We start from the raw sequence: 20,944 nt of genomic DNA, 5'->3' as shown, positions 1-20,944 counted from the left end.
ACCCGCGCGCCGCGCTCAGGTTGCGCGAACCCGGATCTAAGGAGACCGTGTGCCGATCGTGCCGACCGACCCCCGCTTCACGCGCCGTGCCGGCCTGCGAGCCGCGCTCGCCGCGACCGTGGCGTTCCCCCTGCTCGGCACGGCGCTGTCCGCCGGCCCCGCCTACGCCGCCGAGGCGCCGGACGCGCGTCTGAAGGTCATGTCGTACAACGTCCGCTTCGCGAGCAACAGGCCGCCGCACACGTGGCCCGAACGCCGCCCGGCGACGAAGGAGATGCTCCTGCGCGCCAAGCCGCACATCATCGGCACCCAGGAAGGCCTCTACTACCAGCTGCAGGACATCGAGGCCGACCTCGGCGCGGAGTACGACTGGGTCGGCACGGGGGTCGGGGGCGGCAGCCGCGACGAGTTCATGGCCGTCTTCTACGACAACCGCAGACTGTCCCCGCTCGAATACGAACACTTCTGGCTCTCGGACACCCCGTACACCATCGCCTCCAACACCTGGGGCGCGAACTCGCCCCGCATGGCCACCTGGGTGCGCTTCCTCGACCAGGTCACGGGCGGCCAGCTGTACGTCCTCAACGCGCACTTCGACCACGTCAGCCAGAACGCACGCGCGCGTTCGGCGACCCTGATGGCCGAACGCATCGCCCAGCTCAAAGCGACCACGCCGCTCATCGTGACGGGCGACTTCAACGCGGTCGCCCACAAGAACCCCGTCTACACCACCATGCTGGCCGCCGGCCTCGTCGACACATGGGACACCGCGAAGGTGCGCGGCAAGGCCTACGGCACCTTCCACGGCTACCGGCCGCCCATCCCGGGCGGCGGCCGGATCGACTGGGTCCTGACCAGGCCGACGGCGCAGGTCCACACGGCGTCGATGAACACGTTCTCGCTCGGCGGGCAGTACCCGAGCGACCATCTGCCGGTGCAGGCGACGCTGACGCTGTGACGCGGCCGAGGCCCTCACCCCGCGCACGGGGTGAGGGCCTCGTACAGGCGGCGAGGTCAGCCCTTGCGGGACTTGACCTCTTCGGTGAGGGCCGGGACGACCTCGAAGAGGTCGCCGACCACGCCGTAGTCGACCAGGTCGAAGATCGGGGCCTCGGCGTCCTTGTTGATGGCCACGATGGTCTTCGAGGTCTGCATGCCCGCGCGGTGCTGGATCGCGCCGGAGATGCCGGACGCGATGTACAGCTGCGGGGAGACCGACTTGCCGGTCTGGCCCACCTGGTTGGAGTGCGGGTACCAGCCGGCGTCGACCGCGGCGCGCGAGGCGCCGACGGCGGCACCGAGCGAGTCGGCGAGCGCCTCGATGATCGAGAAGTTCTCCGCGCCGTTGACGCCGCGGCCGCCGGAGACCACGATCGCGGCCTCGGTCAGCTCGGGGCGGCCCGTCGACTCGCGCGGGGTGCGCGAGACGACCTTGGTGCCGGTGGCCTTCTCGGAGAAGGAGACGGAAAGGGCCTCGACGGCGCCCGCGGCCGGGGCGGCCTCCACGGCGACCGAGTTCGGCTTGACCGTGATGACCGGGGTGCCCTGGGTGATGCGGGACTTGGTGGTGTAGGACGCGGCGAACGCGGACTGCGTGGCCACCGGGCCCTCCTCGCCGGCCTCCAGGTCGACGGCGTCCGTGATGATGCCGGACTTGATGCGGACCGCGAGGCGGGCCGCGATCTCCTTGGCCTCGGCGGAGGAGGGCAGCAGCACGGCGGCCGGGGAGACGGCCTCGTACGCGGCCTGGAGCGCGTCCACCTTCGGTACGACGAGGTAGTCGGCGAACTCGGGGGCGTCGGCGGTGAGCACCTTGACCGCGCCGTGCTCGGCGAGCGTGGCGGCGGTGGCCCCGGCGCCGGAGCCGAGGGCGACGGCGACGGGCTCGCCGATGCGGCGGGCCAGGGTCAGCAGCTCAAGGGTGGGCTTGCGGACGGCGCCGTCCACGTGGTCGACATAGACGAGAACTTCAGCCATGGGACTTCAATCTCCTGCGATTACGAAGAAGTTGGGGCGGTTGAGGGGTCGGCTGAAGCTCAGATGAACTTCTGGCCCGCAAGGAACTCGGCCAGCTGCTTGCCGCCCTCGCCCTCGTCCTTGACGATCGTGCCGGCCGTGCGGGCCGGACGCTCGGCGGCGGAGTCGACCTTGGTCCAGGCACCCTCCAGGCCGACCTCTTCGGCGTCGATGTCCAGGTCGCCCAGGTCGAGCGACTCCACCGGCTTCTTCTTGGCGGCCATGATGCCCTTGAAGGACGGGTAGCGGGCCTCGCCCGACTGGTCCGTCACGGACACGACGGCCGGCAGGGAAGCCTCCAGCTGCTCGGAGGCGCTGTCGCCGTCGCGGCGGCCCTTGACGACACCGTCCTCGACGGAGACCTCGGAGAGCAGCGTGACCTGCGGGACGCCCAGGCGCTCGGCGAGGATCGCCGGCAGGACACCCATGGTGCCGTCGGTCGAGGCCATACCGGCGATGACCAGGTCGTAGCCGGTCTTCTCGATGGCCTTGGCGAGCACCAGCGAGGTGCCCATGACGTCGGTGCCGTGCAGGTCGTCGTCCTCGACGTGGACGGCCTTGTCGGCGCCCATGGAGAGCGCCTTGCGCAGCGCGTCCTTGGCGTCCTCGGGGCCGACGGTCAGCACGGTGATCTCCGCGTCGTCCGCCTCGTCGGCGATCTGCAGCGCCTGCTCGACCGCGTACTCGTCGAGCTCCGACAGCAGGCCGTCGACGTCGTCGCGGTCGACGGTCAGGTCATCGGCGAAGTGCCGGTCGCCGGTGGCGTCGGGCACGTACTTCACACAGACAACGATCCTCAAGCTCACGCCGGCTCTCCTACTGCATCGTCTTTACTGGGCTGCTGCCTCGGCTATGGCTACTGCCTTCTTGCAGGCAGCATAGGCGCCTGAAGCGGCGGATCCCGGTCGGGGCGGCCCGCGCTCCGATCGAAATATTACTCATGAGTACACCCAGTTCATTCCCACTGAGCAAGCGCTTTGAACTGTGACCTTCCCAACGCTCCGTAATCACGCGACGTGCCCGCTCACGGGAACTCTCAGTCGCGCAGCGCGTTGAAGCGCCCCTGGTGGTACAGGAGCGGCCGGCCCTCGCCCGCGGGGTCGCCGACGACGGCCTCCGCGAGCACGAGACGGTGGTCGCCCGCGGGCACCCGCGCCACGGTCCGGCAGACCAGCCAGGCGAGCGCGCCGTCGAGCACGGGCACCCCCTCGGGTCCCCAGCGCCAGCCGGTGGGCTCCCCGAAGCGGTCGGCGCCGCTGCGCGCGAAGGTGGCGGCCAGCTCCTGCTGGTGCTCGCCGAGTATGTGCACGCCGACATGCGTGGCCTCGGAGACCGCGGGCCAGCTGGAGGCGCCGGTTCCGATGCCGAACGAGATGATCGGGGGCTCTGCGGAGACCGAGGTGAGCGAGGTGGCGGTGAAGCCGACGGGGCGGGAGCCGTGGGCCGCGGTGATCACGGCGACCCCCGCCGCGTGCTGCCGGAAGACCGAGCGCAGCAGATCGGGGGTGGCGGGCCGGTGGGTGGCGGGCCGGTGGGTGCCGAGAGCGGGTGATGCCGTCATGGAGTTGTCCTTCTGCCGGAGGTACGAACGAAGACGTCGGTGCTCAGCAGTGCGGACAGCGCGCACTGGCGTGGCGGGCGAGGTCCACATGGACGCGCTCGTACAGAAGGAGGTCCCGGGGCATGGAAGAAGGCTCGCGACAGGTGCCGCATACAGTCAAGTCCGTTCCGGGATGTGAAAGGCATGTCACTGGCGTGCGCCCGGTCGGGGAGCGGTCGGTCACACGGCCTCCCCGAGAGCCGCGATCACGTCGGCCTTGCGGGGCTGCCCGGCGGCGCGTCGCACCACGCGGCCGCGCGCGTCCAGGACGAGCACGGTCGGTGTCTTCAGGACGCGCAGCTCTCGTACGAGATCGAGGTGGTCCTCGGCGTCGATCTCCACGTGGGTCACGCCCGGGACCATGGCGGCCACGTCCGCGAGGACTCTGCGGGTCGCGCGGCAGGGCTGGCAGAAGGCGCTGGAGAACTGTACGAGCGTCGCCCGCTCCCCCAGGCCCTCGCCGATGTCCGCCGCGCCGAGCCGCCGCTCGGTATCGCGTCCTGGCACTTGTTTCTCCCGCCCCTCGGCCTTGATCTCGTCGCTCCCCGGTTCAGCGTTCCCGTACCCGCAAAAGATTCCGGAGAAGATTTCCGACGTGATGAGAATCTCCCGGATTGAGGGCACCAAGACTGGTCACTCGTCCGTTCTTGGGGCACGATCTGCGCAACGCCGAAAAACCTACGGCTGCGTAACCTCCCGCCGGGCGCCCCCTCCCCAGGCAGAAACGAAGGGCCCACCCCACCCATGGCCGAGCTTGTCTACCGTCCCGTCATCGGTGCAGCGAAAACGCTGTTCAAGGCATGGGACCTGAAGATCGACTGCAAGGGGTCGGAGAACATCCCACGCTCCGGCGGCGCGGTCCTCGTCAGTAATCACATCAGCTATCTCGACTTCATCTTCGACGGCCTCGCCGCCCTGCCGCAGAAGCGGCTGGTGCGCTTCATGGCCAAGGAGTCGGTCTTCCGGCACAAGATCTCGGGGCCGCTGATGCGGGGGATGAAGCACATTCCCGTGGACCGCACGCAGGGCGAGGCGGCCTATGCGCACGCGCTGGACTCACTGCGCTCCGGGGAGATCATCGGCGTCTTCCCCGAGGCGACGATCTCGCAGTCCTTCACCCTCAAGACCTTCAAGTCGGGCGCCGCGCGGCTGGCCCAGGAGGCCGGGGTGCCGCTCATCCCAATGGCCCTGTGGGGCACGCAGCGGCTGTGGACCAAGGGCCACCCGCGCAACTTCAAGCGCAGCCACATCCCGATCACGATCCGCGTCGGCGAGCCGGTCGAGGCGCCCAAGGACCAGTACGCGGGCGCGATCACGCGGCGGCTGCGCGAGCGCTGCCAGGAGCTCCTGGAGGCCGCCCAGCGCGCCTACCCGGTGCGCCCCAAGGGTCCGGACGACACCTGGTGGATGCCGGCGCACCTCGGCGGGACGGCGCCGACCCCCGCCGAGGTGAAGGCCGCCGAGGCGGGCTGACCGGCCGCCGGGTCACCGCGGCGGGTGGACGGTGATCCGCGCGCCGGGGCTGAACTTCTCCAGGAGCTCGGCCAGCTCGGCGCCCGCGGCTTCGAGTCCGGCGTCGGGGCCCATGCCCTCCAGCAGGAAGATCGCGTTCACCGACTCCTCGGTGAGGCGGGTGCGCGGCCCCTGCCGCCAGTTCCAGCGGCGGCAGGTGACGCCCTCGTCGTCGCACCACACGACCTCGCCCGCGTCCGGGTGCTCGACGACCCGCTCCCCCGCCGTGGCGGTCACGAAGTCCTCGGCGCCGGTGGCCCGTACCAGGCGCATGCCGCCCCTGATCCGGTCCAGGTCCTCGCCGCCGACCGGGATCAGATGGGCCACGCTGATCGCGTTGTAGAGGTCGACGAGGGTGTTGATCCGGGGCAGTCCGCCGTCGGCGAGCGCCCGCTTGGCCAGTGCCTCGGCGGAGTTGCGGGTGCGCGAGGGCTTCGCGCCGAAGGCCGTGTAGGCGGCGCGCCAGGCGGCCATGTGCGGGTCCTCGTGCGGGGCACGGCCGTCGAGCCGTACGGCCAGGCGCCGCGCGGCTTCGTCGAGAAGGGCCCCACTGGCGTCGGTGGTCGGGCCGTTGACGAGGCCGTGCGCCTCGATGGCGACATGGGAGAAGCCGGGCGCGAGGGCACGCACCCCGTCGGAGACGGTGAGCGTCAGGGGCGCGTTGGTCATGAGGCTGCCTTGCTGCGTCGGGGCTGGTCAGAGCGCGTCGGGAAGGTTCTCCCACAGGTGCGGTCGGTCCGTGGCGTTCTTCAGGACGCTCAGGACGACCGGGTGCGGTGCAGAATAGAGTACCGGATAGTCCACTTCACTGCACTTGCCGTCCGGCGCGAAGGCCAGCCTCTCCCCGGCGAGTGAGAACCGCGCGTCGACACCGGGCTTGTTTCCGCGACAGTCCTGGCGGTGCCACGCCCCGTGGAAGCGCACGGCGACCAGACCGTGGACACAGTGGCCGGTCCCGGCGTCATGGGTGAGCCGCTGATAGCAGAGCGCGGTCGGGATGTCCTCGGCCCGCAGCAGCGCGGCCAGCGCGTGGGCCTTGGCGTGGCAGATGCCGGTGCCCTGCTCCAGGACGTCCGAGGCGCGCCAGGTGACGCGCGTGTCGCCGCTGTCGGCGGAGTGGGGGATGGCGTCGCGCACGAATTCGTAGGCGGCCTGGGCGTATACGTATGAATCCGTGGCCTTCTCGGCTAGTCGTGCGGCGGTCTCGCGCACGAGGGGGTGGTGATGGTCGATGGCCTCGTCCGCCGCCAAGTAGGCGGACAGGTCAGGGTTCTCCTGGATCAGCTGCATGCCACGGGAGCATAGGAATACGGCCGACCGTAAGTCAATGACTTTACGGTCGGCCGCATATCTATGCAGTCAGTTAGCGCGCCATCTCTTCCTTCAGCACCGCCAGGAAGCCGTCGACGTCCTCCTCGCGGGTGTCGAACGAGCACATCCAGCGCACGTCGCCCGCCGCCTCGTCCCAGAAGTAGAAGCGGTACCGCTTCTGGAGGCGCGCGATCACATCGTGCGGCAGGCGCGCGAAGACGGCGTTGGCCTGCACCGGGTGGAGGATCTCCACGCCGTGCACGGAGCGGACGCCCTCCGCGAGGCGCTGCGCCATCTCGTTGGCGTGCCGGGCGTTGCGCAGCCAGAGGTCCTTGGCGAGCAGCGCCTCCAGCTGCACCGAGACGAAGCGCATCTTGGAAGCCAGCTGCATCGACATCTTGCGCAGGTGCTTCATGCGGCGGACGGCGTCCTGGTTGATGACGACGACGGCCTCGCCGAACAGCGCGCCGTTCTTGGTGCCGCCCAGCGAGAGGATGTCGACGCCGACCGCGTTGGTGAACGTGCGCATGGGCACGTCGAGCGCGGCCGCCGCGTTGGATATCCGCGCGCCGTCGAGATGCACCTTCATACCGAGCTGGTGCGCGTGGTCGCAGATCGCGCGGATCTCGTCGGGCGTGTAGAGCGTGCCCAGCTCGGTGTTCTGCGCGATCGAGACGGCCTGCGGCATCGCGCGGTGCTCGTCGTCCCAGCCGAACGCCTGCTTGTCGATCAGCTCGGGCGTCAGCTTGCCGTCGGGCGTCGGCACCGTGAGCAGCTTGATGCCGGCCATGCGCTCGGGCGCGCCGCCCTCGTCCACGTTGATGTGCGCGGACTCGGCGCAGATCACCGCGCCCCAGCGGTCGGTGAGCGCCTGGAGCGCCACCACGTTGGCCCCCGTGCCGTTGAACACCGGGAACGCCTCGGCGGTCGGCCCGAAGTGGCCACGGATCACCTGCTGGAGGCCGGCCGTGTAGTCGTCCTCGCCGTACGCGATCTGGTGGCCGCCGTTGGCGAGCGCCAGGGCGGCCATGACCTCCGGGTGGGCGCCCGCGTAGTTGTCGCTGGCCAAGCCGCGGAGGTCCGGGTCGTGGTGGCGCCGGGCGTCGGTCTTCGGCGGGTTCACGGCCTCTCTGGCGGCGGCGCCCATGGCGTCTCGGTCGGTCACGGCGTATCGGTCAGCCACAGGCGCTTTCCGTTCACTTCCCCGGCGGGCCGCTCCCAGACGCCGGCGATGGCCTCGGCCAGCTCCGTGACGTCCGTGAAACCCGCGAACTTCGCGCTCGGCCGCTCCGCGCGCATCGCGTCGTGCACCAGCGCCTTGACCACCAGGATGGCAGCCGCCGCGCGCGGCCCGTCCTCGCCCCCCGCCTTGCGGAAGGCGTCGGCGAGGGCGAGCGTCCAGGCCTCGGCCGCCGCCTTGGAGGCCGCGTACGCCGCGTTGCCGGCGGTCGGCTTGGACGCGCCCGCCGCGCTGATCAGCAGATAGCGGCCGCGGTCACTGCGCCGCAGACCGTCCTCGAAGGCGAGCGAGGTGTGCTGCACGGTGCGGATCAGGAGCTTTTCGAGGAAGTCCCAGTCGCCGAGGTCCGTCTCGGCGAAGCTCTTGCTGCCACGCCAGCCGCCGACGAGGTGGACCAGGCCGTCGATCCGCCCGAACTCCTTCTCCGTGCGCATCGCCCACTCGCGGGCGGCGGCCAGGTCCAGGAGATCGACCGTGTCCCCTATGACGGTGGCCCCGCCGTGCGCGTACCGCGCGGCGTCCACGGCCTCGGCCAGGCGCACGGGGTCGGCGTCCGACGCCACGACCGTGGCGCCCGCCTCGGCCAGCCTCAGCAGCGTGGCGCGTCCGGCGGGTCCGGCGGCTCCGGCCACCGCGACCACCGCTCCATCGAGTGCGGACATGGTCCTCGCCTCCTCCTGGTGGCCGCTCACGCGGCGACCCTCTCGGCGCCCGAGGCGGTGATCCCCTTGGTGGAGGCGATCACGTTCTTCAGCTTCTTGGAGAGCGCCTCATAGAACATGCTGAGCGGAAACTCGTCGGGAAGCACCTCGTCGACCAGTTTGCGCGGCGGCAGCGAGGTGTCCAGGGCGTCCGGGCCCTTGGCCCAGCGCGATCCGGGGTGCGGGGCGAGGTAGGTGGAGACCAGGTCGTAGGCGGCGAACCAGTGGACCAGCTTCGGGCGGTCGATACCCGCGCGGTAGAGGTCCTCGATCTCGCCGCACAGCTGGTTGGTGACCCGCGGCGCGCGCTCCCAGTCGATCCGGAGCGTGTTGTCGGTCCAGCGGACCACGTCGTGCTTGTGGAGGTAGGCGAAGAGGAGCTGGCCGCCGAGCCCGTCGTAGTTGCGTACGCGCTCACCCGTGACGGGGAAGCGGAACATCCGGTCGAAGAGCACCGCGTACTGCACGTCACGGCCCTGCGGGAAGCCGTCGGCCTCCAGCTTCACGGCCTCCTTGAAGGCGGTGAGGTCGCAGCGCAGCTCCTCCAGGCCGTACATCCAGAACGGCTGGCGCTGCTTGATCATGAAGGGGTCGAAAGGCAGGTCGCCGTGGCTGTGGGTGCGGTCGTGGACCATGTCCCACAGCACGAACGCCTGCTGGCAGCGGTCCTGGTCGCCGACCATCTCGCGGATGTCGTCGGGGGGTTCGAGCCCGAGGAGGTCCACCGCGGCCTCGGTGACGCGGCGGAAGCGGGCCGCCTCGCGGTCGCAGAAGATGCCGCCCCAGGAGAAGCGCTCGGGGGCCTCGCGCACCGCGATGGTCTCGGGGAAGAGGACGGCCGAGTTGGTGTCGTACCCGGCGGTGAAGTCCTCGAAGGTGATGCCGCAGAAGAGCGGGTTGTCGTAGCGCGTGCGCTCCAGCTCGGCCAGCCACTCGGGCCACACCATGCGCAGCACGACCGCTTCGAGATTGCGGTCGGGGTTGCCGTTCTGGGTGTACATCGGGAAGACGACCAGGTGCTGCAGGCCGTCCCGGCGGTTCGCCGCGGGCTGGAAGGCGAGCAGCGAGTCCAGGAAGTCCGGCACCTCGAAGCCGCCCTCGGCCCAGCGGCGCAGATCCGCGACGAGCGCGCGGTGGTACGCGGCGTCGTGCGGCAGCAGGGGGCTGAGCTGCTCGACCGCGGACATCACGCGGTCCACGGCGAGTTCGGCGACGGCCTTCACCGGGGCGCCCTCCGCCGCGAAGTCGATGGAACCGTCCTGGGACTGCCAGGGCCTGATCTCCTCCACGGCCTCCTTGAGCACCGGCCACGCCGGGTGGTCCACCACCCGCCCTTCAGCGGAATGAACCGCACCGTCCGTACCCGCCTGCACAAGAATTTCCGTCATGTCCCACCTTCCACGGGAGAACCTCGCGTATGGACACCGTATGGGTGCAGGGTTCTCCGTGACAAGGGGAGACTCGGGAAATTATCCTGCGTCACCCCCTCCTTCACCGCTGTTTTTCCCGTCCTTCACGGTTGAGGCAATCGCTTCTGCCACACCCGCCAGGGCCTCCTCGGCGTCGGGGAGCAGTTCGGGGAAGCCCAGGAAGCCGTGGAACATGCGCGGCCAGTGGCGACCGGTCACGGGGACTCCCGCGGTGGTCAGCCTCGCCTGGTAGGCGAGGCCCTCGTCGCGGAGCGGATCGCAGCCCGCGGTGACGATGTGCGCGGGCGGCAGTCCCGTGAGGTCGGCCGCCCGCAGCGGCGAGGCGAGGGGGTGGGCGCCGTCGCCGTCCGGGCCGAGGTACTGCCGCCAGAACCAGCGCATGTGCGTGGCGGTCAGGAAGCCGCCCGTCGCGTTCTCCCGGTAGGAGGCGGTGTCCTGGGCGGCGTCGAGCACGGGGTAGATCAGCACCTGACGCGCGACGGCGGGGCCCCGCAGGTCGCGGGCGCGCAGCGCCACGGCCGTGGCGAGCCCGCCGCCGCTGCTGTCCCCGGCGGTGACGAGGGCGCCGGGCGCCCCGCCGAGCGCCGCGCACCCGTCCGCGGCCCAGCACAGCGCGGCGTACGCGTCGTCGACGGCCGCCGGGAAGCGGTGCTCGGGGGCGAGGCGGTAGGCGACGCTCACCACGACAGCACCCGACCTGGCGGTCAGCCGACGGACCGTGGCGTCGTGGCTGTCGAGACCGCAGAGGGTGTAACCGCCACCGTGAAAGAACACGACGGTCGGCCGGGGCCCCGGAAACCGCTCGGGGTCCGGGAAGTACACGCGTACGGGGATCTCTGACGGCTCATGCCCATCCGGCACCCCGCGCCCTTCCGGCACCCCGCGCCCTTCCGGCGCCCCAGGAATACCCCGCTCCACGACGGCGGCGACGGGCGGTCGGGTCCTCCGGGGAGTGGGTGCGCGGGCGAGGATGCGGCGGGCCTCGGCGGCGTCGTCGACGGCGCCGCCGACATCGGGGAACGCGGCGCTCAGGGCGGCGACGAGGGGGCGGGCGGCGGGGGCCAGGCGGGTGGCGGTGGGCTCGGTGGATCGGCGCGGCGGGTCGGGCCGTGCCGGCGGGGCCGCCGACGCGCCCCGCGGCTCAAGCCCTTCGCCGCGCGTCACAGCGCCGCCGCTTCCCGCGTGCGGAAGCAGGGGATGACCTTCTCGCCCCACTGGCGCAGCGTCTCCAGGCAGGCCTCCTGCGGGACCGTGCCCATCTGGATGAGGCACATGATTTCGTCGGCCCCGGCGTCGCGCAGCCGTTCCACGTAGGCGATGGCGTCGTCCGCGGTGCCGTACGCGTGGTCGGCGTTGAAGGTCGCGGTCGATGTCGGGCGTACCGGAATGTTGTGTTCGTTGAGGCGGGCGACGACCTGTTCGGCGGCTTCCCGCATCCTGGCGGCCTCGTCGCCGCCCTCGACCACCGCCTCATCGGGGACACCGGCGCCGCCGTACCAGTGCCCGATGGACTGGGCGAAGAACCGCTGCCCCCGGATGCCGACGCGCCGCGCCGCCTCGCGGTCGTCGAGGACGATCGTCGGACAGAGCACGGAGAAGTGGTCGTTGACGACGCTGGACACGAGGCGCGCGCCGGTGCGGGCCGCGATCGCGGCGTCGTACGCCTGCCGCATCCCGGCGATCGACTCGGGCCCCGCGAAGCCCATCACCAGCGCGCCGATGCCGAGTTCGGCCGCCTGCGTCAGGGTCTCCGTCCTGCTGCAGGCGAGGAAGAGCGGCGGGTGCGGGGTCTGCTTCGGGCGCGGCAGGATCGGATGCGGGCCGATGTCGAGGAGTTCGCCATGGTGCTCCAGCTCCTCCTTCTCCCATGCCTTGCCGATGACACGCAGGGCCTCCTCGACCTCTTGGGTCGTCCGCGCCTTGTCGACTCCGCACAGCGACGTCTCCTGCTCGGTGCCGCCCCGTCCCGCGCCGAGGTCGAGCCGTCCGCCGGAGAGCAGGTCCAGCATCGCGGCGCGCTCCGCGACCCGCGCCGGGTGGTTGAAGTTGAACGGCATGCAGACCACACCGTGCCCGATCCTGATGGTGCTGGTGCGTGCGGCGACCCAGGTCAGGAAGATCTCCGGGGCGCTCATATGCGCGTACCACTTGAGGGAGTGGTGCTCGACCGCCCAGACGCGGTCGAACCCCACCTCCTCGGCGAGCACGGCCTGCTCGACGCTGTCGTGGATGACCTGGTGCTCGCGCTCGACGGTCGGGTCGGCGAGCTGCGCCTCGAAGATGACGGAGAACTTCACGTGCCCTCCAGGGAGTTGTGCCGCTGCGGCATGGCCCGCACTTCGATCAGACATATGACTAATCGTCAGATGCAGAAGTCGCAAGGCTTCGCGCAGGCTTTTCCCTGACGGTTGGCTCGGGTCAGCCTCGGGGCAGGTCCGCCCGGACCGTCTTGCCCTGGGACCCCGTGCTCACGTCGACCGCCAGGGCCATGCTCTTGACCATGGGCCAGCCGAACCCGCCGGTCCCTCCCGCCAGGTCGGGGGTCCGCTCGCGCGGCGGCCGTGGGTCGGCGTCGGTGACGGCGACCGTGACGGCGTCCCGGCGCGCCACAAGCCGCAGCGAGCAGGCGAGGCCGCGGGCGTGCCGCACGGAGTTGGTGACGAGTTCGGAGACGGTGAGTTCGACGCTCGCGGCTGCTTGTTCGTCCATGGCGGGACTGAGGCCCTTCATGAAAGCGCGGGCGAAATCCCGCGCCAGTGCGACCACTTCCGGCCGTTTGTCGAAGACTGTCCGGTCCAACGGCTTGATGCGGTGCGGCAGGTGATCCGTCCTCATACGCCCCTCCTCTATCAGGGGTGGACTGTACGAATGGGTCTCTTGCCCCCGAAGTCGTCTTCTTAACGCCCCTCCCCGGGCCGAAGACCAGGCCGTGTGGTCGGTATCACGCAAGGCGTGTGGTGACAGGGGGACATGAAGCAATGGAGGACGGGTAGTCGCTGCTCACCAACCCACAGGGGACGAGGGGGTTGGCGGACAGGGAGGTAGACATGACGATGGCCACTGGAACCCAGACGGACACCGGCATCACGGAACTGCCGGAGGTGGTGGATCCGCAGGCGGTGACGCCGCGGGACTCCCGTGCCTTGTCCCAGCTGTTCTTCGATCAGCTCGCCGTACTCGAAGAAGGCACGGCCCAATACCAATACGTACGCAATACTCTGATCGAATTGAACATGTCGCTGGTCCGCTACGCGGCCGGGCGATTCCGCAATCGCGGTGACGAAATGGAAGACATCGTCCAGGTCGGCATGATCGGCCTCATCAAGGCCATCGACCGTTTCGAGCTCTCCCGCGAAGTGCAGTTCGCCACCTTCGCGGTGCCTTATATCGTCGGGGAGATCAAGCGGTTCTTCCGCGACACGTCCTGGGCGGTGCACGTTCCGCGCCGCCTCCAGGAAGCCCGGGTCGAACTGGCCAAGGCCACCGAGGAGCTGAGCAGCCGTCTGGGGCGCGCTCCGACCGTGGACGAGCTGGCCACGCTGATGAATCTGACCGCCGACGAGGTCATCGAGGCACGGCTCGCCTCCAACGGATACAACTCCGCCTCCCTCGACGCCGTCCTCCACGGCGACGCCAATGACGAGACTCCCCTGGCCGACTTCATCGGCGAGGAGGACCCCTCCCTGGAACTCGTGGAGGACTTCCACGCGCTCGCCCCGCTCGTCGCCGAACTCCCCCAGCGGGACCGGGAGATCCTGCATCTGCGCTTCGTGGAGGAGATGACCCAGTCGCAGATCGGCGAGCGTCTCGGAGTCTCGCAGATGCAGGTGTCCCGGCTGCTCTCGCGCACCATCGCGACCTTGCGCACGGGCATGATGCCCGCCTCCGGCTGAGGCCCGGCCCCGAGGGTCAGGGCCGGCCGTGCCAGTCGAGACAGACGATCATGGCGTCGTCGTCGGCGTCGATGGGTCCCCGGTGTCCCGCGAGTTCATGGAGCATGGCTCGCGGGACCTGCGAGGGAGGCAGCAGACGCGTGCTGGCCATGGCGCGGGTGAGCGCTCGTTCGCTGTAGCGCTCACCCGCCGGGGAGGCCACGTTGTAGACGCCGTCGCTGACGAACAGCAGCCGGTCCCCGGGCTCCACCCGGAAGCGCTCCGTCACGTACAGGGTGTCCTCGAACATGCCGAGCGGGAGCTGCGCGTCCAGTTCGATCGCCTCGGCCCTGCCGTGCCGCATGCGCCACATCTTGGGGGAGCCGGCGTCGATGATCTCCGCCTCCCCGGTCTCCAGGTCGAAGCGCAGCAGCAGCATCGAAAGGTGGACATCGCCGTGGTAGTGGCCGTAGACGGCCTGGTCCGCCAGGCATGCCTGGTCGGCGAGCGACAGGCCGGCGCGGCGGGCGTTGCGCAGCGCGTTGATCGCGAGGTTGGTCAGGAGGGCGGCCTCGATGCCCTCCCCCATGCCGTTGGTGACCGTGAGGGTGAGGTGGTGGGCCGAGGTGGACCAGTCGAAGTTGTCGCCGTAGATCGCGTAGGCGGGTTCGAGCTGGGCCCCGAGTTCGTACTCGGGGCGCGAGCAGGCGCGTCCTGGCAGCAGCTGCCACTGCATCTCGGCGGCCAGGGTGAGGCGGTCGGCGCGGCGCGCCTGGAGGTAGAGGTCGGTGTCCCGCTCGGCGACGACGATCTCGTGGCCGAGGACTTCCGCGACGTCCTGGAGCTCGCGGGCGGTGGCGCTGTCGTAGGCGTCCGCCGGAAGGCGGACGGTGAGGATGCCTATGCGGTCGCCGCGCACGCTGACGGGCAGGTGCACGGTGACGAGGCCGGCCGCTTCGTCCGCCTCGACGTGGGGCTCCTGGGCCCCGAAGGCCCGGCCCGGGGCGCTGGTGTGGACGGAGACGGGCTCGGCGGTGTAAGGCAGCGCGTCGACGGGCTGAAGTATGGTCATCGCGTAATCCGCCACGAGCAGCTCGACGGAGAGTGCGTCGTAGTGGGCGGTGAGCGTGGACCGCACCGCTTCGAGGAGTGCGTGCGGCGCGGCTCCGCGCAGTGCGCGTTCCACCACCCTGAATCTGTCCACCTGCCGGTTACCACCTATCTGGAATGACATAGCAAGAAGGAGCGAACAGCCCCTCATGTCTCAGCGACTGACAAGGTCATTGCGAAGTGTCACAGTTGAGGGCATGAATCCCGACCTCTCCGGCAGCGGCGACCAGGACGCCGCCGCGCACGCGGTCCGGGACGTCACCGAGCTGCTCGAAGTGCTGTGGAACAAAGGCCGGGAGATCACGTCGTCGGCCCCGGTGTCCTCGTCACAGCTCCGGGTGCTGTACGTCCTGGACGGCGCCCAGGGGATCAATCTGCGCACCCTCGGTGAGGTGCTCGGGTCCGCGCCCTCGTCGGTGAGCCGTATGTGCGACCGCCTTCACGCGTTGGGCTTCATCGAGCGCTCCCTCAGTTCGGCCAGCCGCCGCGAGCTTGAGCTGCGCCTCTCGGGCCGGGGAGAAAGCTACCTCAAAGAATTGCGCGCACGTCGTGAGAGTGCCCTGCTCGACGTCATCTCCGGCATGACCGGGACGGACCTCGCGGCGCTGGAGAAGGGCCTGAGCGGGTTCCGCACGGCCGTCGAGGAGACCGGCCCGAAGAGCGGGGCCGCGGCCGGCGGCACGGTGGAATCCGCCTGACGGCTTCCCTGTCGGTTCCCCTCGCCTGACGGCTCGGCCCGATCTCACCACCGGCAGGACTTCCGATGATCGGGCCCTCTCGACTAACGTTTGCCGTGCGACAACAATTGCTAAGGTGGATGTAATGAACGCCAGTGAACCCGAGGCCCGGCTCAGCGTCAGTGCGGCACTGCGCGAGCAGGGCGAGAAGGTGGCCGACCGGTGGGTGCAACTCCAACTGGAGCGCGCGGTTCTGGGCACCGGCATCACCGAAGCCGAGCTGCGTGAGGAAGCCGACGCCTTCGTGGACGCCCTGCGCGCGGGGCTCGACACCGGGCATCCGGTCGAGCGGGTGGCCACCGCCCACCCGGAGCTGCGCCAGGCGATCACCGACCTGTCCCTGCGCCGGGCGCGGGGCGGCGCCACGCCCACCGTGACCTCGCTGGCCGTACTGGCCCTCAAGGAAGCGCTGCTCGAAGCGGTGCAGCAGCAGGCGCGCGACACCCACGCGCTGTACCACGCCGCCGTGTTCGTCAATCGGCTCCTCGACACGGCGGGCGCCCTGTCCTTCGCCACCTACGTGGAGGGACGCGAGGAGATCATCCGTCGGCAGAGCCGGCAGCTCCTGGAGATCTCCACGCCGGTGGTGCGCCTGTGGGACCGGGTCCTGGCCGTCCCGCTGATCGGAACGCTCGACACCACCCGTACCCAGGTGGTGATGGAGAACCTGCTCCAGGCCATCGAGCGCGACGAGGCGCAGGTGGCGATCATCGACATCACGGGCGTGCCCACCGTGGACACGGCTGTCGCCCATCACCTCATGCAGACCGTCAACGCCGTACGCCTCATGGGCACCGACTGTGTGATCAGCGGCATCCGCCCGCCGATCGCCCAGATCATCGCCCAACTCGGCATCGACCTGTCCGCCATTCCGACCCGGGCGACACTCGCCGACGCCCTGGCCGCCGCCATCTCCCTCACCGACCGGGCGACCCGCTCGGCGGACCCCGCGGGCCTGCGATGACCGGCGGCCCCCGCGGCGGTGTGCCGATCCTGCGCCTGGGCGACGTACTCGTCACCGGGCTGCTCAACGAACTCGACGACAAGAGCGTCGTCGCCTTCACCGAGGAACTCACCGAGCGCGTCGTCGCCGACCGCGCCCGCGGGATCCTCATCGACATCTCGCGCCTCGAGCTCATCGACTCCTTCGTCGCCCGCACCCTGATGGAGCTCACCACGACGGCCCGCCTCCTGGGCGCCCGGGTCATCGTGGCGGGCATGCGTCCCGCCGTGGCCATCACCCTCGTCGAGCTGGGCCTGCAACTCTCCGGCGTGGAGACCACGTTGAACGCCGAGCAGGGCCTGCGGGCGCTGGGCTGGGAGAAGGCGCCCGTCCCGCCGACCGGAGGGGGCGTCAGTTGACCCTCTACGGCGACCTCGAGGAGATCCCCGCCGTCCCGTCCCCCACCGGGGCGGCCCACCCTGCGGAGCGCCCGCGCGACAGCACCGGCGTGACCCATGGAATCGGCGCCGCGAACCACGAGATCCGTACCGTGGCCCACGAGATCCGTGCCGAGGAAGACCTCCTCTCCGCGCGTCACGCCGTCCGGGAGGCCACCCTGCGCGCGGGCTTCGGCCTGGTGGACCAGACCCGCATCGTCACCGCGGCGAGCGAACTCGCCCGCAACGCCTACGTCCACGGCGGTGGCGGCACCCTGGTCATCGAACTCGTCCAGCGGGGCGGCCGTCAGGGGCTGCGGCTCTCGGTCAGCGACGACGGCCCCGGCATCGCCGACCTCGACGCGGCGTTCCAGGACGGCTACACCACCGGTGCCGGACTGGGGCACGGGCTCGGCGGGGCACGCCGCCTCATGGACGAGTTCGAGGTGACCAGCGCGCCCGGTCGGGGAACCACCGTCACCGCCGTCCGCTGGCTCGGACCTCGATGAACGCCCCGGCGACGCCCACCACGCTGCACGTGCCCATCGATCACCACAGCGCCGTGCAGACCGCGGCCGGCCGTGCCCGCGCCCTCGCCCATGCCTGCCGCATGCCCGGAGCACTGCCTGAACAGGCGGCCGTGCTGGCCAGTGAACTCGCCAGCAACATCAGCAAGCACGCCCGCAACGGCGCGCTCTTCCTGCAGCAGTCGCCCCTCGGACGGCAATCCCCGCTGGACGCCGCGCCGGATACCGCGCTGGACATCGTGGCGGTGGACCGCGGCCCCGGCATCCCCGACATCGGGCTCAGCCTCACCGACGGCTACAGCACCACGAAGACCATGGGCGCGGGACTGGGAGCGGTGCGTCGGATAGCCACCGACTTCACGCTGCGTTCCGCGGCGGGGCGCGGCACCCTCGCCCATGCCCGGCTCGCGGTCCCGCACGGAAGGCGGTCCGCAGCCGACATCGGCGCCCTGTGCCTGCCCGCCGACGGGGAGGAGATGTGCGGGGACGGATACGCCGTCGTCGAGGACGGCGGGAACTGGACGGGCCTCGTCATCGACGGGCTCGGCCACGGCCCGGACGCGGCGGCGGCCAGCCGGCGCGCCGTGCGCACCTTCCTGTCCTGCGCCGACGCCCCGCTGCGGAACGTGCTGGACGCCCTGCACAGCGCGCTGCGGCACACGCGCGGCGCCGCCGCGACGACGGTGCGGATGGGCTCCGGCCGCGCCGAACTCTGCGGGGTGGGCAACATCCGCGTGGCGACGCTGTCCGTACGCGGCGTCCATCAGCAGCTCACCGGGCAGGCGGGCATCGTCGGCTACAACCTGCCCGTGCCGCGCAGCCGGTTCCTCGACCTGTCCGAGTGCACCGCCGTGGTCCTCCACACGGACGGCATCGACCATCGGTGGACACACGATCCGGCCCCCGACCGACTGACCCTGCCGCCGACCCTGCTGGCGGCATCCCTGGCCCATACACACCGGCGACACCGTGACGACGCCACCGTTCTCGCCCTCGGCAGCTCTCTGGGAATCGGATGACCAGCGCCACCTTCCGCACGCCCGCCGCGCTGCGGCGCGCCGTACGCAGGATCGCCCTCGCCCATCGGCTTCCCGCCGAGGACAGGGCCCGGATCGTGCTGTCGCTCAGCGAGACGGCCGCCGCCGCGTTGCACTCCGGCCGGCCCGTCACGCTGACCGCGGCCGACGGGGCGGGCGACGACGGAACCGGCCGGCTGACGCTCGCGCTGAGCCTTCCCCCCGGCCCGGAAGCTCAGGTGACGGCCGATCGGCTTCCGCTGCCGGGCGAGGCGAGCGCCGACGGCACGGTGGTGTGGCGGGTGCCGCTGCCGTCGGCGGCCGCGCCGGTCGCCGCGGTCATACCTCGGCCCGCCGCAGAGCCCTTGGCGGCGCCCGCCACCCACGCCGCCCACAACGGCGACGCCGATCTGGCACTCATCGAGGAGGAACTGCGCGCCGCGCTGGCCCGGGCCGACCTCCTCGCCGACGAGCACCGCAAGCTCAAGCATGAGCTGGCCGAGACCAACAGCGGCGTACTGGCGCTCTACGTACAGCTGGAGGAGCGGGACGAAGAGCTGCGCAAGGCGCACGGCCGGACCCTGCGCGCCCTGGAGGACGCGCTGCGCCCCAGGCCGCTGCACGTCGACGGCCTCGAACTCGCCGTCCACTACGCTCCCGCCAGCGACGACATCCCCACCGGCGGGGACTTCTACGACTGGTTCACCCTCCCGGACGGGACGGTCCACATCACCATCGTCGACGCCCTGGGGCACGGCGTCACGAGCACGCGCACCGCGCTGACCGTCACCCACGCCGTGCGCACGCTGGCCCTGGAAGGCCATCCTCTGGAGACGATCGTGGCCCGCACGGACGAGATCCTGGCCCCCTTCGACCAGAGCGTCATGGCCACCCTGCTGCTGGCGCACCTCGACCCCGCGAGCGGGCGGCTGTCGCTGGCCAACGGAAGCCACCCGCCGGCTCTCCTCGTACGCGCCGACGGGGAGGCCGGCTTCCTCGAAGTGCGGGGCCGGGGCGTCGGCTTCCCCCTGCCGGGGAGCGAGCGCGTCCTGACCACCACGCTGGGCTCCGACGACCTGCTGATCCTGTACACCGACGGCCTCACGGAGAGCCGCAGGGACCCCCGCGAGGGCGAGGAGCGCCTGCTGCGCACGGCCCGCCGCTATCGCGGCAGGCCCACGGAGGATCTGCCGGGTGCCATAGCGCGCGACATGCTCACCGACGTCCTCCACGAGGACGACACGCTCGCCATGGCCGTCCGCTTCCGTCCGCCGTACGCGACGGGCGGCCGGGCGGACGCGGTCTAGTCCTCGCGTCGCAGCCGCGCCGAGAGGTGGTGCTGCAGCGGCTCGCCGACGGCCGCGAGGTCGTGGACGAAGGTGAGCGTGTCGGGGTCGGCGAGGGTGTAGCGGCGGCGCGTGGCGTCGACCTTCTTGGCGGTCGGCGCGAGGGCGACCTCGTGCGTGGAGAGGTCCACGGCGCCGTCGGCCGCGTGGCCCACGGCGATCTCCGCGATGCCGGTGGGCTGGGTGATCAGCGCCTCCACCCGGCCGTCGGGCTTGAGCCGCCACCAGCCGCTCTCCCGGGCCGAGGGGCGCAGCGGCCGGCCGTCGGCGTCGACCAGCCAGGCGCGGGCCTCGTAGTGGAGGAAGGGGCGGCCGTCGTGGCTGAAGGTGACCTCCTGCGCGTACGCGAACTCCCCGTCGAGCGTGGGGTACCCGCCGCGGCCCCGGCCGTGCCAGACGCCCAGGAGGCCGAGCACGGGCGTCAGCAGGGCGTGCGGGGCGGGCGCCGCGTCCGGGCGGAGGGCGTCGGGGTACGGGTGCTCCTGCGGTGCGGGGTCGAACACGGTTCGCGCTCCTGAAGTGTCGGGTCGGGTCGGGATCGGCGGGTGCCGGGGTGCGGAGCGCGCCGTCTCAGTCCTGCACGGGCGGCCAGACCGGCCGTTGCGGTTCCGGGAGTTCGGCCAGGGCGAGGCCGACCGTCCGGTGGCTGGGGAGCAGTTCGGCGCTGCCGGTCTGCGCGAGCAGTTCGGTCAGCCGGCGTCCGGCCCCCGCCAGGAGGAGCTTGCCCGCGCGGCGCTCCAGCAGCCACCGCATGGCGAGCAGGCAGTTGAGCCCCCGCGAGTCGCAGAACGACAGGGCGGTGGCGTCCAGGACCAGATGCCGGTGCCCCGCGTCCACATAGGCGCCGAGCGTGCCGAGGAAGTGGGCCTCGCCGGTCTGGTCGAGTTCACCGGTGACACGCAGCACCGCGCAGTCGTCACAGCTCGCCAGCTCCGTGATGATCAGACGACGGATCTGCGTGGACATCGGCGCCTCCCTCTCTACGCGGCGCCACCCTACGCCCGCGGCGACCGTTGATCGGCACTCTTTTCAGGAGTGCGCATACGCGTACCCGACAGGGCCGGGCACAGAATGTCGGGTCCTCAACGAGGCCCCGACAAGGGGCCGTCGTGGTTCGCCGTGACGTCCGAGTACCACTTCCGGCGG

24 protein-coding genes are annotated in these 20,944 nt (G+C 71.0%); 9 read left to right on the top strand and 15 right to left on the bottom strand.

Annotated features, from left to right (window positions below; all coding sequences use genetic code 11):
• The first annotated feature begins 58 nt into the window (after positions 1-58).
• Positions 59-958 carry an endonuclease/exonuclease/phosphatase family protein gene (locus ACWDZ7_RS09580; RefSeq protein ID WP_451796239.1) on the top strand — a complete coding sequence of 300 codons (900 nt, stop codon included), beginning with the start codon at positions 59-61 and terminating at the stop codon, positions 956-958.
• 56 nt (positions 959-1,014) lie between these two features.
• Here the strand turns inward: ACWDZ7_RS09580 and ACWDZ7_RS09575 are convergent, their stop codons facing one another.
• The 4 genes from ACWDZ7_RS09575 to ACWDZ7_RS09560 all read right to left on the bottom strand — a co-directional run bounded on the left by ACWDZ7_RS09575 (position 1,015) and on the right by ACWDZ7_RS09560 (position 4,150).
• A complete protein-coding gene (locus ACWDZ7_RS09575; RefSeq protein WP_451796111.1) occupies positions 1,015-1,977 on the bottom strand; it encodes an electron transfer flavoprotein subunit alpha/FixB family protein in 963 nt (320 codons plus the stop codon).
• Between the two features lie 59 nt (positions 1,978-2,036).
• On the bottom strand, positions 2,037-2,822 hold the full coding sequence (locus ACWDZ7_RS09570; RefSeq protein ID WP_451796110.1) for an electron transfer flavoprotein subunit beta/FixA family protein: 786 nt from the start codon (positions 2,820-2,822) through the stop codon (positions 2,037-2,039).
• A 230-nt stretch (positions 2,823-3,052) separates the two neighbouring features.
• On the bottom strand, positions 3,053-3,577 hold the full coding sequence (locus ACWDZ7_RS09565) for a flavin reductase family protein (RefSeq protein ID WP_451796109.1): 525 nt from the start codon (positions 3,575-3,577) through the stop codon (positions 3,053-3,055).
• 219 nt (positions 3,578-3,796) lie between these two features.
• A complete protein-coding gene (locus ACWDZ7_RS09560; RefSeq protein WP_451513826.1) occupies positions 3,797-4,150 on the bottom strand; it encodes a TlpA family protein disulfide reductase in 354 nt (117 codons plus the stop codon).
• A 210-nt stretch (positions 4,151-4,360) separates the two neighbouring features.
• Between ACWDZ7_RS09560 and ACWDZ7_RS09555 the strand changes: the two genes are divergently transcribed.
• Entirely contained in the window at positions 4,361-5,089 is a 729-nt protein-coding gene (locus ACWDZ7_RS09555; RefSeq protein ID WP_451513631.1) for a lysophospholipid acyltransferase family protein, read from the top strand.
• A gap of 12 nt (positions 5,090-5,101) precedes the next feature.
• Here the strand turns inward: ACWDZ7_RS09555 and ACWDZ7_RS09550 are convergent, their stop codons facing one another.
• The 8 genes from ACWDZ7_RS09550 to ACWDZ7_RS09515 form a co-directional block, all read right to left on the bottom strand.
• Entirely contained in the window at positions 5,102-5,797 is a 696-nt protein-coding gene (locus ACWDZ7_RS09550; protein ID WP_451796108.1) for a B3/B4 domain-containing protein, read from the bottom strand.
• 27 nt (positions 5,798-5,824) lie between these two features.
• On the bottom strand, positions 5,825-6,418 hold the full coding sequence (locus tag ACWDZ7_RS09545) for a transglutaminase domain-containing protein (RefSeq protein ID WP_451796107.1): 594 nt from the start codon (positions 6,416-6,418) through the stop codon (positions 5,825-5,827).
• 73 nt (positions 6,419-6,491) lie between these two features.
• Entirely contained in the window at positions 6,492-7,562 is a 1,071-nt protein-coding gene (locus ACWDZ7_RS09540) for a threonine aldolase family protein (RefSeq protein WP_451796238.1), read from the bottom strand.
• A 38-nt stretch (positions 7,563-7,600) separates the two neighbouring features.
• Positions 7,601-8,341, bottom strand: coding sequence for an SDR family NAD(P)-dependent oxidoreductase (locus ACWDZ7_RS09535; protein ID WP_451796106.1), 741 nt, complete (start codon positions 8,339-8,341; stop codon positions 7,601-7,603).
• 26 nt (positions 8,342-8,367) lie between these two features.
• A complete protein-coding gene (locus tag ACWDZ7_RS09530) occupies positions 8,368-9,768 on the bottom strand; it encodes a DUF6421 family protein (RefSeq protein ID WP_451796105.1) in 1,401 nt (466 codons plus the stop codon).
• Positions 9,769-9,849: 81 nt separating this feature from the next.
• Positions 9,850-10,974 carry an alpha/beta hydrolase gene (locus tag ACWDZ7_RS09525; RefSeq protein WP_451796104.1) on the bottom strand — a complete coding sequence of 375 codons (1,125 nt, stop codon included), beginning with the start codon at positions 10,972-10,974 and terminating at the stop codon, positions 9,850-9,852.
• Positions 10,971-12,107 (bottom strand): LLM class flavin-dependent oxidoreductase, encoded by a 1,137-nt coding sequence (locus ACWDZ7_RS09520; RefSeq protein ID WP_451796103.1) that lies wholly within the window; start codon positions 12,105-12,107, stop codon positions 10,971-10,973. Before ACWDZ7_RS09520 ends, ACWDZ7_RS09525 begins: the two co-directional genes overlap by 4 nt.
• Positions 12,108-12,228: 121 nt before the next feature.
• Positions 12,229-12,645, bottom strand: coding sequence for an ATP-binding protein (locus tag ACWDZ7_RS09515; RefSeq protein ID WP_451796102.1), 417 nt, complete (start codon positions 12,643-12,645; stop codon positions 12,229-12,231).
• A 212-nt stretch (positions 12,646-12,857) separates the two neighbouring features.
• On the opposite strand from ACWDZ7_RS09515, the gene ACWDZ7_RS09510 reads away from it, so the two are divergent.
• Positions 12,858-13,703, top strand: a complete 846-nt coding sequence (locus ACWDZ7_RS09510; protein WP_451796101.1) for an RNA polymerase sigma factor SigF — start codon at positions 12,858-12,860, stop codon at positions 13,701-13,703.
• 16 nt (positions 13,704-13,719) lie between these two features.
• On the opposite strand, the gene ACWDZ7_RS09505 is transcribed toward ACWDZ7_RS09510, so the two are convergent.
• Positions 13,720-14,886: a PP2C family protein-serine/threonine phosphatase gene (locus ACWDZ7_RS09505; protein WP_451796100.1), complete on the bottom strand. Its 1,167-nt coding sequence runs from the start codon at positions 14,884-14,886 to the stop codon at positions 13,720-13,722.
• Positions 14,887-14,989: 103 nt separating this feature from the next.
• Between ACWDZ7_RS09505 and ACWDZ7_RS09500 the strand changes: the two genes are divergently transcribed.
• The 6 genes from ACWDZ7_RS09500 to ACWDZ7_RS09475 all read left to right on the top strand — a co-directional run bounded on the left by ACWDZ7_RS09500 (position 14,990) and on the right by ACWDZ7_RS09475 (position 19,759).
• On the top strand, positions 14,990-15,490 hold the full coding sequence (locus ACWDZ7_RS09500) for a MarR family winged helix-turn-helix transcriptional regulator (RefSeq protein ID WP_451796099.1): 501 nt from the start codon (positions 14,990-14,992) through the stop codon (positions 15,488-15,490).
• A 124-nt stretch (positions 15,491-15,614) separates the two neighbouring features.
• The gene (locus tag ACWDZ7_RS09495) at positions 15,615-16,493 is read left to right on the top strand and encodes an STAS domain-containing protein (protein ID WP_451796098.1); all 879 of its coding nucleotides are present in this window, start codon (positions 15,615-15,617) and stop codon (positions 16,491-16,493) included.
• Positions 16,490-16,891: an STAS domain-containing protein gene (locus ACWDZ7_RS09490; protein WP_451796097.1), complete on the top strand. Its 402-nt coding sequence runs from the start codon at positions 16,490-16,492 to the stop codon at positions 16,889-16,891. Before ACWDZ7_RS09495 ends, ACWDZ7_RS09490 begins: the two co-directional genes overlap by 4 nt.
• A gap of 122 nt (positions 16,892-17,013) precedes the next feature.
• Positions 17,014-17,418: an anti-sigma regulatory factor gene (locus ACWDZ7_RS09485; protein WP_451796237.1), complete on the top strand. Its 405-nt coding sequence runs from the start codon at positions 17,014-17,016 to the stop codon at positions 17,416-17,418.
• Between the two features lie 29 nt (positions 17,419-17,447).
• Positions 17,448-18,455, top strand: coding sequence for a SpoIIE family protein phosphatase (locus ACWDZ7_RS09480; protein ID WP_451796096.1), 1,008 nt, complete (start codon positions 17,448-17,450; stop codon positions 18,453-18,455).
• A complete protein-coding gene (locus ACWDZ7_RS09475; RefSeq protein WP_451796095.1) occupies positions 18,452-19,759 on the top strand; it encodes a PP2C family protein-serine/threonine phosphatase in 1,308 nt (435 codons plus the stop codon). Before ACWDZ7_RS09480 ends, ACWDZ7_RS09475 begins: the two co-directional genes overlap by 4 nt.
• Here ACWDZ7_RS09475 and ACWDZ7_RS09470 read toward each other — a convergent pair.
• Together ACWDZ7_RS09470 and ACWDZ7_RS09465 are read right to left on the bottom strand one after the other, a co-directional pair.
• A complete protein-coding gene (locus tag ACWDZ7_RS09470) occupies positions 19,756-20,301 on the bottom strand; it encodes an FABP family protein (protein WP_451796094.1) in 546 nt (181 codons plus the stop codon). The two genes, ACWDZ7_RS09475 and ACWDZ7_RS09470, sit on opposite strands and share 4 nt — an antisense overlap.
• A 67-nt stretch (positions 20,302-20,368) precedes the next feature.
• On the bottom strand, positions 20,369-20,764 hold the full coding sequence (locus ACWDZ7_RS09465; protein ID WP_451513646.1) for an STAS domain-containing protein: 396 nt from the start codon (positions 20,762-20,764) through the stop codon (positions 20,369-20,371).
• Between the last annotated feature and the right edge of the window lie 180 nt (positions 20,765-20,944).

This window comes from Streptomyces sp. NPDC003032 (assembly GCF_053591415.1).
Note: the sequence above shows the minus strand (reverse complement) of the source record. Positions and strands in the feature narration are given on the sequence as shown.